The sequence below is a fragment of the Alteraurantiacibacter palmitatis genome (assembly GCF_037154115.1).
GTDB classification, from domain to species: domain Bacteria; phylum Pseudomonadota; class Alphaproteobacteria; order Sphingomonadales; family Sphingomonadaceae; genus Alteraurantiacibacter; species Alteraurantiacibacter palmitatis.
The window spans coordinates 90,678-103,889 of record NZ_JBANRO010000010.1 but is presented as its reverse complement, the minus strand read 5'-3'; the positions used below and the strand labels follow the sequence as shown (position 1 = coordinate 103,889).

At 67.2% G+C, this 13,212-nt stretch carries 12 protein-coding genes and 2 pseudogenes; 7 read left to right on the top strand and 7 right to left on the bottom strand.

Annotated elements, in window-relative coordinates:
• Positions 1–198 precede the first annotated feature (198 nt).
• The 7 genes and pseudogenes from WFP44_RS12810 to WFP44_RS12780 form a co-directional block, all read left to right on the top strand.
• Positions 199–1,857 (top strand): annotated as a pseudogene (locus WFP44_RS12810) (TraG/VirB4 family ATPase); the annotation flags it as partial.
• Entirely contained in the window at positions 1,854–2,570 is a 717-nt protein-coding gene (trbJ, locus tag WFP44_RS12805) for a P-type conjugative transfer protein TrbJ (protein WP_336926950.1), read from the top strand. The pseudogene WFP44_RS12810 and the gene trbJ, both read left to right, overlap by 4 nt.
• An 8-nt stretch (positions 2,571–2,578) precedes the next feature.
• A complete protein-coding gene (trbK-alt, locus tag WFP44_RS12800) occupies positions 2,579–2,881 on the top strand; it encodes a putative entry exclusion protein TrbK-alt (protein ID WP_336926949.1) in 303 nt (100 codons plus the stop codon).
• A complete protein-coding gene (gene trbL, locus WFP44_RS12795; protein WP_336926948.1) occupies positions 2,878–4,254 on the top strand; it encodes a P-type conjugative transfer protein TrbL in 1,377 nt (458 codons plus the stop codon). The genes trbK-alt and trbL overlap by 4 nt, the downstream gene beginning before the upstream one ends.
• 6 nt (positions 4,255–4,260) lie before the next feature.
• Positions 4,261–4,944, top strand: a complete 684-nt coding sequence (gene trbF / locus WFP44_RS12790; protein WP_336926947.1) for a conjugal transfer protein TrbF — start codon at positions 4,261–4,263, stop codon at positions 4,942–4,944.
• On the top strand, positions 4,941–5,957 hold the full coding sequence (gene trbG / locus WFP44_RS12785) for a P-type conjugative transfer protein TrbG (protein WP_336926946.1): 1,017 nt from the start codon (positions 4,941–4,943) through the stop codon (positions 5,955–5,957). The genes trbF and trbG overlap by 4 nt, the downstream gene beginning before the upstream one ends.
• Positions 5,954–7,129: pseudogene (locus WFP44_RS12780) on the top strand (TraB/TrbI/VirB10 family type IV secretion system protein); the annotation flags it as partial. The gene trbG and the pseudogene WFP44_RS12780, both read left to right, overlap by 4 nt.
• Positions 7,130–7,149: 20 nt before the next feature.
• Here the strand turns inward: WFP44_RS12780 and WFP44_RS12775 are convergent.
• From WFP44_RS12775 to WFP44_RS12745, 7 genes are all read right to left on the bottom strand, one after another.
• Positions 7,150–7,458, bottom strand: a complete 309-nt coding sequence (locus WFP44_RS12775) for a hypothetical protein (RefSeq protein ID WP_336926945.1) — start codon at positions 7,456–7,458, stop codon at positions 7,150–7,152.
• Entirely contained in the window at positions 7,455–8,402 is a 948-nt protein-coding gene (locus WFP44_RS12770; RefSeq protein WP_336926944.1) for a LysR family transcriptional regulator, read from the bottom strand. Before WFP44_RS12770 ends, WFP44_RS12775 begins: the two co-directional genes overlap by 4 nt.
• A gap of 91 nt (positions 8,403–8,493) precedes the next feature.
• Entirely contained in the window at positions 8,494–9,390 is an 897-nt protein-coding gene (gene copD, locus WFP44_RS12765; RefSeq protein ID WP_336926943.1) for a copper homeostasis membrane protein CopD, read from the bottom strand.
• A gap of 1 nt (position 9,391) precedes the next feature.
• Positions 9,392–9,775: a copper homeostasis periplasmic binding protein CopC gene (copC, locus tag WFP44_RS12760; RefSeq protein ID WP_336926942.1), complete on the bottom strand. Its 384-nt coding sequence runs from the start codon at positions 9,773–9,775 to the stop codon at positions 9,392–9,394.
• Positions 9,776–9,885: 110 nt separating this feature from the next.
• The gene (locus WFP44_RS12755; RefSeq protein ID WP_336926941.1) at positions 9,886–10,656 is read right to left on the bottom strand and encodes a cytochrome C; all 771 of its coding nucleotides are present in this window, start codon (positions 10,654–10,656) and stop codon (positions 9,886–9,888) included.
• Positions 10,653–11,381: a hypothetical protein gene (locus tag WFP44_RS12750; RefSeq protein WP_336926940.1), complete on the bottom strand. Its 729-nt coding sequence runs from the start codon at positions 11,379–11,381 to the stop codon at positions 10,653–10,655. The genes WFP44_RS12755 and WFP44_RS12750 overlap by 4 nt, the downstream gene beginning before the upstream one ends.
• Positions 11,381–13,078: a 2Fe-2S iron-sulfur cluster-binding protein gene (locus WFP44_RS12745; protein WP_336926939.1), complete on the bottom strand. Its 1,698-nt coding sequence runs from the start codon at positions 13,076–13,078 to the stop codon at positions 11,381–11,383. Before WFP44_RS12745 ends, WFP44_RS12750 begins: the two co-directional genes overlap by 1 nt.
• Positions 13,079–13,212: the final 134 nt, after the last annotated feature.

Genomic DNA, 13,212 nt, shown 5'->3' with positions numbered 1-13,212 from the left:
CCCCGGCCCGGCAACGGCGTTCGGCGGCTAATTTCCGCCGCGGCCCGCAAGGGGCCGCTTTGCATCGCGAAGCAAATTAGCCGCCGCCCTGCCGTCCAGCGCGATGCTTGGCCCCCACCCACGCAGAGGCGCGGGATGGGGGTGCAGGCCCGGTTCGCCCGCCGTCTTTCGACGCCTGCGAAGGCCGCGAAGGGCGCGGTCACCCGCATCCGCCGCCAATGGTTCGCCAAACGCAAGAGCGTCGCGGCGATCCTCAAGGAAGTGATGACCAACGAGGCTTCGGCGCTGGTCGATAGCGACGCATCGAACAAGGCCGCCGACGCCGACACCGCCTTGCAGGAGCTGGGCGCCGACTATGCCGGCATGGCCTATGTGACGGCGACCGTCACCGTATCGGACCGCGATCCCGCCATTGCCGCCGAGAAGCTGCGGCTGGTCGAGAAGATCGTCCAGGGCCGGGACTTCACCACGATCCCCGAGGGGATGAACGCCATAGAAGCGTGGCTCGGCTCACTGCCCGGCCACACCTACGCCAACGTCCGGCAACCGCCGATCTCCACCCTCAATCTCGCCCACCTGATCCCCCTGTCAGCGGTATGGGCGGGGCCGGAACGGGACGAGCATTTCGGTGCTCCCCCCTTGCTCTACGGCAAGACCGAAGGCTCGACCCCGTTCCGGTTTTCCCTTCACCCCGATGGCAGCGATGTCGGCCATACGCTGATCGTCGGCCCGACCGGCGCCGGCAAGTCTGTCCTGCTCGCGCTGATGGCGATGCAGTTCCGCCGCTACGAAAACGGCCAGGTCTTCGCGTTCGATTTCGGCGGCAGCATCCGCGCCGCCGCGCTGGCGATGGGCGGGGACTGGCAGGATCTCGGCGGCGGGCTATCCGATGATGCCGATACCGGCGTCCAGCTACAGCCGCTCTCCCGCATCGACGATCCCGCCGAACGCGCCTGGGCGGCCGAGTGGCTGGCGGCGATCTTCGCCTCCGAAGGCGTCGCGGTCGATCCCCAGGCCAAGGAGCATATCTGGTCGGCGCTGACCTCGCTCGCCAGCGCGCCGCAGGCCGAGCGCACGCTGACGGGGCTTGCGGTCCTGTTGCAGAGCCAGCAGCTCAAGCAGGCGCTCGCGCCCTATTGCATCGGCGGGCCGTGGGGCCGGCTGCTCGACGCCGAGGCCGAGCGGCTGGGCGAGGCCGACGTGCAAGCGTTCGAGACCGAGGGCCTGGTCGGCGCGGGATCGGCGGCGGCTGTGCTGTCCTATCTGTTCCACCGGATTGAGGGCCGGCTGGACGGCTCGCCGACACTCATCATCATCGACGAGGGCTGGCTTGTCCTCGACAGCCCGGATTTCGCGGCCCAGCTCCGCGAGTGGCTGAAGACCTTGCGCAAGCGCAATGCCAGCGTCGTCTTCGCGACGCAGAGCCTCGCCGACATCGAGACGTCGAGCATCGCGCCGGCCATCATCGAATCCTGCCCGACGCGCATCTTTCTGCCCAACGAGCGCGCCGCCGAGCCGCAGATCGCGGCCATCTACGCGCGGTTCGGACTCAACGCCCGGCAGATCGAAATCCTCAGCCGGGCGACCCCGAAACGGGATTACTATTGTCAGAGCCGGCGGGGGAACCGGCTGTTCGAGCTGGGGCTGGGCGAGGTGGCGCTGGCCTTCACCGCCGCCTCGGCCAAGTCCGACCAGCTCCGCATCACCGAGATCATCGAAGCCTACGGGCAAAGCGCCTTCGCCGCCGAATGGCTGCGGCACCGCGGCTGCGCCTGGGCCGTCGAGCTGCTGCCGGAACCGGCCTCCGACCGCCAGCACCAGCTTCCCCTCACGCCAGACATGGAGATGCCCTCATGAAACTGCCCGCCATTCGCCGTGCCATCGTGGCCGGCATCCTCGCCAGCGCGGCCGTCGTGCCGATCATCCTGCCGATGCCGGCCTACGCGCAATTCGGCGGGATCGTCTATGACCCCACCAATTACGCCCAAAACGTGCTGACGGCCGCCCGGTCGCTGCAACAGATCAACAACCAGATTCAGCAAATCCAGAACCAGGCGACGAGCCTCATCAACGAGGCGCGCAACCTGACCTCGCTGCCATTCTCGTCGCTCCAGCAGCTCCAGCAGCAGGTGCAGCGCACGCAGCAGCTTCTCGGCGAAGCGCATCGCATCGCCTACGACGTGCAGGACATCCAGCAGGCGTTCAACGGCCGCTACAAGGGCGCGGTGCTGACCGGCGATCACGCGCAAATGGTCGCCAACGCCAATGCCCGCTGGGAGGATAGCGTCGGCGCCTTTCAGGATGCCTTGCAGGTTCAGGCCGGCGTCGTCGGCAATATCGAGGGCGCCCGCACGACGATGGACAGCCTGGTCTCGGCCAGCCAGTCCGCGACGGGCGCGCTTCAGGCGGCGCAGGCGGGCAACCAACTCCTCGCCCTGCAATCGCAGCAGCTTGCCGACCTCACCGCCGCCGTCGCGGCGCAGGGCCGGGCGCAGGCCCTGCAATCCGCCCGCCAGGCGGCCGAGGAGGCCGAAGGGCGCGAGCGGTTCCGCCGCTTCATGGGCAACTGAGACGCCCCATGTCGCGCACGGCGAAGATCGCAGGGGTGGCGGCGCTGGCCGGGCTGATGATGGCGGTGGCGATCGTCGCCGCCGTCCAGCCCGATGAGCCTGCGCCCGTGCCCCCGCTCGTCCTGCCGGTGGACGAAGGCCGAGCCAGGCTCGCTCGCGAGCTGGATCGCTGCGCCACGCTCACCATGCCGGATAGCGGCTGCGAGGCGGCCTGGGCCGCCAACCGCCGCCGCTTTTTCCGCCAGGACGAACCCGCGCCCGAGATGGAGCGCGGCAGCGGCACGGCGCCGGATGAAGGCGTCGCGCCATGAACGACACGGGCGTTATCGACAATTTCCTCAATGTCTTCACCGGCTACATCGACAGCGGATTCGGGCTGCTCGGCGGCGAGGTCGCGTTCCTCTCGACCACGCTCATCGCCATCGACGTGACGCTCGCAGGGCTGTTCTGGGCCTGGGGTGCGGACGAGGACGTGCTCCAGCGTCTCGTCAAGAAGACCCTCTACATCGGCACCTTCGCCTTCATCATCGGCAATTTCTCGCTGCTCGCGACCATCGTGTTCGAAAGCTTCGCCGGGCTTGGTCTCCAGGCCAGCGGCGGGGCGTTGACCATAGACGAGTTCATGAAGCCCGGCACGATCGCGGCGAAGGGGCTTGAAGCCGCCAAGCCCCTGCTCGATGCGGCGGGGCAGTTCTCCAGCCTTTGGGCCGTGTTCTCGAACCTCGCGCTCATCCTCGTGCTGTTGCTCGCCTGGGTGATCGTGGTGCTCGCCTTCTTCATCATCGCGGTGCAGGTGTTCATCACATTGATCGAGTTCAAGCTGGTGACACTCGCCGGCTTCGTGTTGCTGCCCTTCGCCTTCTTCAACAAGACCGCCTTCATGGCCGAGCGCGTGCTGGGCCATGTCGTCTCGACCGGCATCAAGGTGCTGGTGCTCGCCGTCATCACCGGCATCGGCACCACGCTGTTCAGCCAATTCACCACCGCCGGGCTGGGCGCGGAACCCGACATCAATCAGGTCATGGCGATTGCGCTGGCCGCGCTGTCGCTGCTGGGCCTTTCGATCTTCGGCCCCGGCATCGCCAACGGCATCGTCTCGGGTGGCCCGCAGCTTGGCGCGGGTGCTGCGGCCGGGACCGCGCTGGCCGCAGGCGGCGCGCTGGTCGGTGGCGCGGCTGCCGCACGGCTTGGCGTGGGCGCGGCCGGTTCCGCTGTCGGAGCGGCAGGCCGGATGACCGGCGCCGCTGCCCGTGGCGGCGCGCAAATGGCGGGCGGCGCCACCAGCGCCTACAGCCTCGGTTCGTTCGGCAAGAGCGGCGCAGGCGCGGTCGCGGGCGGCATGGCCGCGGTCGGCCAGGTGGCAGCGGGAAGCGCGGCGAGCGCCGTTCTCTCGCCGCTGCGCAAGGCGGCCGCCAAGGGCGGCGAGGCGATGAAGTCCAACTTCCGCTCGGGCGCCCGCGCCGGGTTCACTGCAACGGGCGGCACGATCACCGGCGGACCCGCGCAGGCCGCCGCAACCGCTGGCGGTTCCGAATCGGCCAGCACGTCCACCCAGCCCGCATGGGCCGCCGCGATGAAACGCCGCCAATCCATGACCCACGGCGCAACCGTCGTCGCCCACACGGTCAAGGCTGGCGACAGCCACGGCGGCGGCGCTGGTCCCGACATCAAAGAGAAGGACTGATCTCCGATGTTCCGACGCCCCACCATCCGTTACGGCCAGACCCCCGAACCGACGACACCCTATCAGCGCGCCGCCCAGCTATGGGACGACCGCATCGGCTCGGCCCGCGTGCAGGCGAAGAATTGGCGCCTCGCCTTCTTCGGCGCGCTGGCGCTCTCGGGCGGACTCGCGGGTGGCCTCGTCTGGCAATCGGCGCGCGGCCATATCGTGCCCTGGGTAGTGCAGGTCGATCGGCTCGGCGAGGCGCAGGCGGTCGCTCCGGCCGAGGCCGGCTACCGCCCGACCGATCCGCAGATCGCGTTCCACTTGGCCCGCTTCATCGAGCAGGTGCGGAGCATCCCAGCCGATCCGGTCATCGTCCGCCAGAACTGGCTCAGAGCCTATGATTTCACGACCGATCGGGGCGCGATGGCGCTGAACGACTATGCGCGGGCCAACGACCCCTTCGCCAATGTCGGCCGGGTGCAGGTCGCGGTGGAGGTGTCGAGCGTCATTCGCGCCTCGCCCGACAGCTTCCGCATCGCCTGGACCGAGCGGCGCTATCAGGACGGCCAGCTCGCCGCCACCGAACGCTGGTCGGCGATCCTCACCATCGTCGTGCAACCGCCGCGCACGCCCGATGCCCTGCGCAAGAATCCGCTCGGCGTCTTCGTCAACGCCCTCAACTGGTCGAAGGAGCTGTCGCAATGACACGCATGTCCGCCCGCCTTGCCGCCAGCACGGCAATGCTGCTTTCCGCCTCCGCGCTCGCCGGCTGCGCCACCACATCGGCAAAGCCGCCTGCCATCGCCTATGACGATCCGCCAGTGGAGATCGCGGCGACGCCCGCGCCCGAACCGCCGCGCGCGGTCGAGGTGGTGACGATTCCCGAACCGCTGCCGCTCCCCGGCCAATTGAAGCCGGTGACGGATACCGCGGCGACCTCCGAACCCGTCGATCCGCGCCGCCGTGTCGGCGCGGCCAATGCCGCCGCGCGCGTGCAGCCCGTCCGTGACGGCTTCCTCAACGCCATCCAGCAATACCCGTGGACGCAAGGTGCGCTCTATCAGGTCTATACCGCGCCCGGCCAGGTGACGGACATCGCCCTTCAGGAAGGCGAGCAGCTCGTGGGGCCGGGGCCGGTGGCGGCCGGCGATACCGTGCGCTGGATCATCGGCGACACGGTGAGCGGCAGCGGCGCTACCGCGCGCGTCCATATCCTCGTCAAGCCGACGCGGCCGGACATCGCCACGAACCTCATCATCAACACCGATCGCCGGACCTACCATCTGGAGCTGCGCGCGACGGCTTCGACCTACATGGCCTCGGTATCGTGGACCTATCCGCATGACGCGCTGATCGCCTTGGCGAACCGCAACGCAGCGGCCACGAACACCGCGCCAGTGGCGAGCGGCGTGGACGTGTCCGCGCTCAATTTCCGTTACCGGATCGAGGGCGACCGCGTTCCGTGGAAGCCCGTTCGCGCCTTCGACGATTCCACACAGGTCTTCATCGAGTTTCCGGCGGGGATCTCGCAGGGCGAGATGCCGCCGCTGTTCGTGACCGGCCCGGTCGGCGATGCCGAGCTGGTCAATTACCGCGTGCAGGGCCGCTACATGGTGGTGGACCGGCTGTTCGCCGCCGCCGAATTGCGCCTGGGCGACCGGCGCAGCGAGCAGCGCGTCCGCATCGTGCGGGACGACGGGCGCAGGGGGCGGCCGTGACCGATCCCGCCGACACTTCCCCGGCCGAGGCAGCCGCACCGCAAGCGCTGCGCTCCGATCCTCAAGCCTTCCAGCTTCGGGGCGACCCGCCGCGTGTCATGCGGCTCTCGCGCAAGGCGCTGGCTGTCATGGGTCTCGCCGCCGGCCTTGGGATCGGCGGCTCGCTGATCTACGCGCTCAAGCCCCCTGGCGAGAAGCAGGCGAAGGAACTCTACAGCACCGACGGCCGCGCCACGTCCGAGACAATCACATCGGGACCGCGCGACTACAGCCAGGCGCCCCGGCTCGGCCCGGCGCTTCCCGGCGATCTCGGCGGCCCGATCGTCTCAGCCCAGCAGCGCGGGGAGAACGTCTCGGTCCCGCCGGTCGGCGCACAGCCCGATCCGCGCGCCCAGGCCGAAGAAGCCGCCCGCCAGCGTGCCGAGCAGGAACGTGACGCGGCGCGTATGAGCAGCGTGTTCCTCGGGGGCAGCAGCGCCGGGGCCGCTGCGATGCCTTCTCTGCCTAACCTCGCAATGGCAGCGCCGGGCGCCGCCGCTCCGCAGCCCGCCGAGGCCGCGCAGAGCGACCAGGCTGCCAAACGAGCCTTCATGGCGCAGGCGTCGAGCCAGCGCACGGTGAGCGTCGAGCGCCTGATGGGGCCGGCCTCGCCCAACATCGTGCAGGCCGGCAGCATCGTTCCTGCTGCGCTTATCACCGGCATCCGTTCCGATCTTCCCGGTCAAATTACCGCCCAGGTGACGGCCAACGTCTATGACAGCCCTACGGGCCGTATCCTGCTCATCCCGCAGGGGGCGCGGCTGATCGGCGAATATGACAGCGAGATCGCCGCCGGGCAGACCCGCGTGCTGCTGGCCTGGGATCGGCTGATATTGCCGGACGGCCGCTCGATCGTTCTCGAGCGCCAGCCCGGCGCCGATGCGGCCGGATATGCCGGCTTGCAGGACCGCGTGAACCAGCATTGGGGCAATCTCCTGAAAGCCGCCGCCGTCTCGACGCTGCTCGGCGTCGGGGCCGAGCTGGGCGCCGACGAGGACGACGACCTCACCCGCGCCCTGCGGCGAGGCTCGCAGGACACCATCAACCAGACCGGCCAGCAGATCGTGCGGCGACAGCTCAATGTGCAACCGACGCTCACCATCCGGCCGGGGCACCCGTTGCGCGTGGTCATTGAAGCCGGCATTCGCCCGCTTCAATTCCCCATGAACCGCTTGAAGCGGTCCCGGCCTTCCGCCTCGATGACGGCCTGCTCGGCATTGGCGCACTCGCCGCCTCGCACCGAGCCTTCCGCGCATTGCGTCACGATCTCCCCTGCTTCATCGAGATGCGCCGCGAAATACTGCGTCCCGCGCGGCTCGGCCGGCCTCGGTGCGGCGGGGGCCGGGCTCGCGAGGGCCGGTGCCCGCTCGACGGGAACGATCACCGGGCGCAGCACGAAGCCCGCTCCGAATCCGACGATGAGCGTGACCAGCACGATGATGAGTGTGTTGCCTTGCGTCATGATGGCTCCTTTCCCGGTTGCTGAGACGGTGGCTGCGGTCCAGGCACGGACGGCAGCGAATAGCGGGTGGCTACGAAGTCGAGAAAACGGCGCAGCACCGGATTGTCATTGTCCTCGCGCCAATAGCCCGAGAAGCCGATCCGCATATGCCCGTTGGTCTCGTGGACCTCACGGAAGACGACGCCTGGGACGTGGATGCCGAGCGCCGATTCCGCAACGATTGAAATGTGCCCGCCGAGCGCGATGACGCTCAACACGGTGTCTCGCCTGATGTCCTCCATGTCGATCTCTGGCGAATAGCCCGGCATCCCGAGCTTGCCCAGGAGCATGTTGCGCGTCTCGGGACCGGGATCTTGCTCCATGAGCAAGAACCGTTCGCCGATCAGATCGGTCCAGTGGATGCGGTCGCGCTGCGCAAGCGCATGGCCTTCGGGCATCGCCACTAGGATGCGCTCGCTCCAGAAAGAGCGGCTCATCAGTCCTTGATAGGGCGCCTCGCCGATCATGATGGCGATGTCGAGCAGCCCGTTCTCAATTCCGGCCAGCAGCATGTCGCGGTCGCGCTCGAACCCGCGCAGACGCACGTCGGGATGGTACTTGCCAAACTCGCTCAGGGTCGCACGCAGGTTGCCGGCCGAGAAGGAGGTGTAGAAACCCACGGCCAGCTTGCCGGCATGGCCATTGTTCGTGGCGCGGACCCAGGCGTTCAATTCCTCCCACTCTTTCATGATCCGCTGCGCGACGCGCAGATAGGTCGCCCCGTCTCCAGTCAGGGTCGCGCCGCGTGTCTTGCGGTCGAACAGCACCATGCCCAACCGCTTCTCCACTTCGAGGATATGGCGGCTGAGCGTGGCTTGCTTGATGTTGAGGTTGCGCGCCGCCCGGCTGAAGCTCCCCGCTTCGGCCGCAGCAATCAGATAGCGCAACTGGCGCAGTTCGATCATCAGCCCGGCTCAATCGAGCAAAAAATAGGGGCAAGTTGGAACCTCGGGGGTCGATCCTGATAGGCAAGCCACAGCACCAGGGCTCCGGCGATCAGGTTGGCGGTGGCAGCGTGCCCAGGACTGCCACCAGCGCGAGTAGCGCGACGCCGGCCGCGAGTTCCAAACCGATGCTCAGGCGCAGTATCCGCAGCCGGGCTTCCCTTGCGTCGTCCCCAACAGCGGCAAGGGCGGGTGTGAGGCGGAACCGATTGGCCCCTGCCAGCGCGAGCATTATGGCAAACAGCACCAGCTTGGCGATCAGCGCCTGACCATAGGGGGTCTTGCCAAGCGTCGGCACATTCTCGAAACCGATCAGAATGGCGCTGTTGGTGAGTCCAGTGCCGATCAGCAGCACGACCGCGAGTGTTCCAATCCGCGCGAAGCCCGCGAGCGCCGTGATGAGCGGCCGAAGGCGAGCGTTGGAATCGCCTGGCCGCCAAAGCACGATGCCTGCGAAGGCCACCAGCGCACCGATCCAAATCGAGGCTGCGAACAGATGAACGATGTCGGAAAGAAGGACAGGCAGGAAGCCGGCGGCCCCGGCGTGGCCGGTCCAGGCGAAGGTTGCATTGACCAAAGCGGCTATAACCGCCGCAACCAGCCACAGCGTGCGCTCCGGCTTGAATGCGGCAAGGACGACAACCAACAGCGCGGCGCCGATGGCACGACCCAGGATAGCCATGCCCAGCGGTAGGCCGATCACGGCGCCGAGCGCATCCGGATTGAGCGCCGCTTCGAGCGAGCCAGCCATCATCGCGGTTTGCGCAACGAGTGCCGCCGGCGCCGCAGCCAACAGCACCAACGCCGCAGCCAGCGCGACGCGGCGTGGCCACGCCAGCCCGAGCTCGCGGACCGTAGGGCTGTAAAGCATGAAGGCGGGCAAGCCCAACGCGATGGCGATGGCGACATATTGCACGCCACGCAGCGCGATGACGCAAAGCTCTATCACCTCAGCGGACAGTGAAGGCGAACGATCCCGTCATCCGGTGCCCGTCGCCGGCGGCAATCCGCCAATTAACCGTGTATCGACCCGAAGTAAGCGGTCGTGCGGGAACCCCGCTGATCGACTTCCGATCCTCGCTGACGCTGGTGCGCACCGCGACTGTCGCGCCGGCTGAATTGATCAACTCGAAGCCTGAGAAGGTGGGAACGACCGCGTCGCTGAACGTAAGCGTAAGCCGGGCCGGTGCCGTGACGGTAGCGTTCACCGCTGGCGTTGAGCTGACAAGATCGACATGGGCGTAGGCCGCGGTTGCAGAAAGAAGCAGCGCGGCGGTGGTAAGGATGGAATGTAAAAGGCGCTTCATCGGTTTCACTCTGATATATGGCTTCAAGGCGGTCACTCCTGAATACGCAACCAAAGCGCCCGTCCCTCATCCGCGAGCGACGCCGCCAGCTTTAAGTCCGCAAGATCGCCCATCTCCCCTGCGCGCAAAGCGAGCGCTCAATGGTGGTCATAGAAGCCAACGTCTCGAATGTTATTCCAGCTATCGGTCGTGTGACACGCGCCGCATTGCTCGACCTCGGCGCGCTTGCCCGCCACGCGCCGCGAGACCATTTCGAAATGGCCCATGTAATGGCTGGGCGGGGCCTGGTGACATTGGGCACATTGTGTCGAGTTGACGGACGGATGCCGGAAGCTTGGGATGCTCCAACTCTCGACGGTGTGGCACGAGCTGCACTCGCTCCCGAACTGGCCTTCATGGGGATCGCGATAGGCGTGGCAACTTGCGCAGTTGAGCTCACGCAGAGGATTTTGGGGTCGCATAGCTCCGAAGAAGGAGGGAGTGGAAATCCGTGCTGGAGGCTTACCCGCGTCCGGTTCCAATAGGGCCTCGCCGTCCATTCTCACCAAGGCGCGAAGCAAAGCTTGATGGTCCATTCTTACGATACCGCGCTCGCCCTCATGCTCGACATGGCAGCTCGTGCATTGCGTTACTTCGGCGTGAAAGCGCGTTGATTGCTTGCTGCCGAAATCCGTGTTTACGTGGCAGGACATGCAGGTTGCCGCCTCGACGCCCTGATGGGGGGTGTGGCACGTCTCGCACTGATCCGCGAACTGCTGGTGCGCGCGCGAGATCGGACCCGGATTGACCAGTCCTCGCCACCCGCCGACGGCGCCGCTCCCGCCTGCATGCACCATCAGCGGGATGACGACCGCCACAAGGAGCAACGCCGTGATGAAGCCGGCATAGAGAAGAACACCGCGCTTCATAGCCAGCGCAGCCCGTAATAGAGCGCGGCCCAAATATGCAGGATCAGGAGCAGATAGAGGATCGCGGCCACGGTGACATGGATTCTGCGCCACTTTCGAAGCAAGTCGCCGACCGCCGCCTCTGCGCGCACGGCGTATTCGACGTCGACGATCGCGCCGGCCAAGTGCTCGCGCTGGCCAGCCAGCTCGTCAGGTTCGATCTCGTCCGGAACGAAAAACAGCCGCATCATGCGCGCGCGCCACGTTGGCGGCGCGATCGTCTCGGTCTCGTCGGGCGCGAGGCCCTCATAGGCCGACTTCAGCGACGCCAACTCGGCATGGCGTCCGCGCGCCGCCTTGGCGAGTTCGCCAAGCAGGTAGCGGCCGGTGAAGCCGGTGACGACGATCAGCAGCATCACGCCCGTCAGGGCGACGCCGAGCGGGCTGTTGAACTTGTGGGCGGCATGAACGAGGCCCAGGATCGGCGCGAGCACGCCTGCATAGATGTGAATCGAGAGCAGCGTCCGCGTGCTGATGCGCGGCGTCATCCAGGCATTGACCGCAGGGATGCGCTTGGCGACCACATAGAGGAGCGGCGCAAGCATCAGCAGCGCGGCGCCTATCCCGATCAGGCTGCCGATCAGGCTGCCGGGGAAGCGCGGCGACGCATGGAAAACAAAGCCAAGCGGGAACAGGACCAAGAGCGTGACGAGGATGGCGACCAACGCGCCGCCGCGCTCGCGCATCAGGCTTCCACAACCAGCGGCCCGCCGGTGCTCCTTGCTTGGCAGGCGAGAATATAGCCCTCCGCCGCATCTGCCGGATCAAGCCCGGTCTCGACCGCCATCGTCACGTCGCCTTCAAGGAGGCGCGTAACGCAGACCCCGCAATCGCCGACCCGGCAGGCATAGGGAATCTCGATCCCAGCTTCCTCGGCCGCCTCCAGCACGGTCTGCTCCCCGGCCAGCGCGGCCGAGACGCCGGAGAGCGCGAACGTGATGGTCGTTGCAGCAACGTCCGCGCGCGCCTGCGCGGGTGCCCACGGCGGCGCGCTGGCGGTGGTCACAGCGCTCGGCGCGTCCTCGGCCGGAAGCGAAGCAGGTCCGAACGCCTCACTGTGGATCTGCGCCTCGGGAACGCCAAGCTCGACCAGCAGACCCCGCACGGCCGCCATCATCCGCGGCGGCCCGCACAAATGGATACGCCTGTTCGCGAGATTCGGCACCGCCTCCGCGAGCGCCTCTTTCGTGATCATCCCCGTCGGACCGACCCATTCGGCGCCGGTCGCGTCCTGCATCGTGGCGAAGACGTGCAGCCGTTCGTGAAGGCGTTCCAATCGCTCGATCTCTTCGCGAAACACGAACTCGTCGGGCGATCTCGCGCCATAGACAAAGAAGATGTCGCCCGGCCAGGCGATGTCCGTCAGATAGCGCAGCACGGACATCATCGGCGTTATGCCAACCCCGCCGGCGATGAGCACGATGCTGTCGGCATCGGAGCCGGTGAAGGTGAACTTGCCGAACGGGCCGGTGAGTTTGAGGAAATCCCCGGTCTCCACATGGTCATGCAAATAGCGCGAGACGGCACCATGCTCCTCGCGCTTGACCGTCAGCTCGACATAGGCGCGCTGCGAGGGAGAGGACGCGATCGTGTAAGATCGCCGTGCGGTCTTTCCTGGCTCAAGCTCGACTTCAACTTGGAGGAACTGACCCGGCAGGAAATCGAACGGCAAGCGGCCGGTCAAGGGCTCAACCAGACGATAGGTTTCGATCGTCGGCGTCTCGCGCATGATATGCGCGACCTTGAGCTGTCCTGTCCAGGGCCGAGGACGTTGCGCCGCGCCAGCGCCGGACGGCCGCGCATTGGCGTCGCGCAGGTTCGGGGCGTCCCCGCCGCGCGCCTGTGCTGCGTCGCGCGGCGAAAGGCCGACCAGGGCTGCGCCGGGGTTTTTAACCAAAGCGCGCACCCGCCGCGCGCGCGCCACCTGCAATATGAGCAGGCCCACGGACATCAGCACGAGAATGGTCATAAACAGCAGGTGGCCGGGAGATATGCCGAACTGACGTTGGCCCTCATCGCCGTGCAGCGGCAGGACGGCCATGCCCATTTCCTCGCGAAACCAGTTCAGCGCGACGTGCTGGGGCGGCACCCCATCCACAAGCGCAGTGCGAACCGCAGACCCGCTCTGAAACAGATCGAGGCCCTCCCGCAACTGATCGGCCGCCTGGCGCGCCTCCTCCGCCGTGACGGCACCCTCGGCGCCGGCGACTCCGCGATGGAGCAAAGCCAGCCCCTGATGGATACGCATGTCCACTTCGCCGGCGAGCCGGCGGCGCTCATCGTCGGTGAGCGCGGACAAACCGATGAGGCGAGGATAGAATTGGTCGACCTGCCGCCGATGATGTTCGCCTTCCCCCATCATGTCAGCCATCATTTCCGCCATCGCACCCGCCGATGGGGCGGGCGTTTGAGATGGCGGTGAAGCGGGCGCCGGCATCGGCATTGAAGGAGCGGCGTTCGCGGGCGGGTGATGAGCGCTATGATCCTCGTCCGCTTGTGCGTGCGCGCTCGTCGGCG

What these genes read in the sequence shown, in the direction of transcription:
- trbL (WP_336926948.1), top strand. Translation starts at nt 2,878, where the DNA reads ATGAACGACACGGGCGTTATCGACAATTTCCTCAATGTCTTCACCGGC.
- WFP44_RS12745 (WP_336926939.1), bottom strand. Translation starts at nt 13,078, where the DNA reads ATGGCGGAAATGATGGCTGACATGATGGGGGAAGGCGAACATCATCGG.
- WFP44_RS12750 (WP_336926940.1), bottom strand. Translation starts at nt 11,381, where the DNA reads ATGCGCGAGCGCGGCGGCGCGTTGGTCGCCATCCTCGTCACGCTCTTG.
- WFP44_RS12775 (WP_336926945.1), bottom strand. Translation starts at nt 7,458, where the DNA reads ATGACGCAAGGCAACACACTCATCATCGTGCTGGTCACGCTCATCGTC.
- WFP44_RS12770 (WP_336926944.1), bottom strand. Translation starts at nt 8,402, where the DNA reads ATGATCGAACTGCGCCAGTTGCGCTATCTGATTGCTGCGGCCGAAGCG.
- trbF (WP_336926947.1), top strand. Translation starts at nt 4,261, where the DNA reads ATGTTCCGACGCCCCACCATCCGTTACGGCCAGACCCCCGAACCGACG.
- trbK-alt (WP_336926949.1), top strand. Translation starts at nt 2,579, where the DNA reads ATGTCGCGCACGGCGAAGATCGCAGGGGTGGCGGCGCTGGCCGGGCTG.
- trbJ (WP_336926950.1), top strand. Translation starts at nt 1,854, where the DNA reads ATGAAACTGCCCGCCATTCGCCGTGCCATCGTGGCCGGCATCCTCGCC.
- trbG (WP_336926946.1), top strand. Translation starts at nt 4,941, where the DNA reads ATGACACGCATGTCCGCCCGCCTTGCCGCCAGCACGGCAATGCTGCTT.
- WFP44_RS12755 (WP_336926941.1), bottom strand. Translation starts at nt 10,656, where the DNA reads ATGAAGCGCGGTGTTCTTCTCTATGCCGGCTTCATCACGGCGTTGCTC.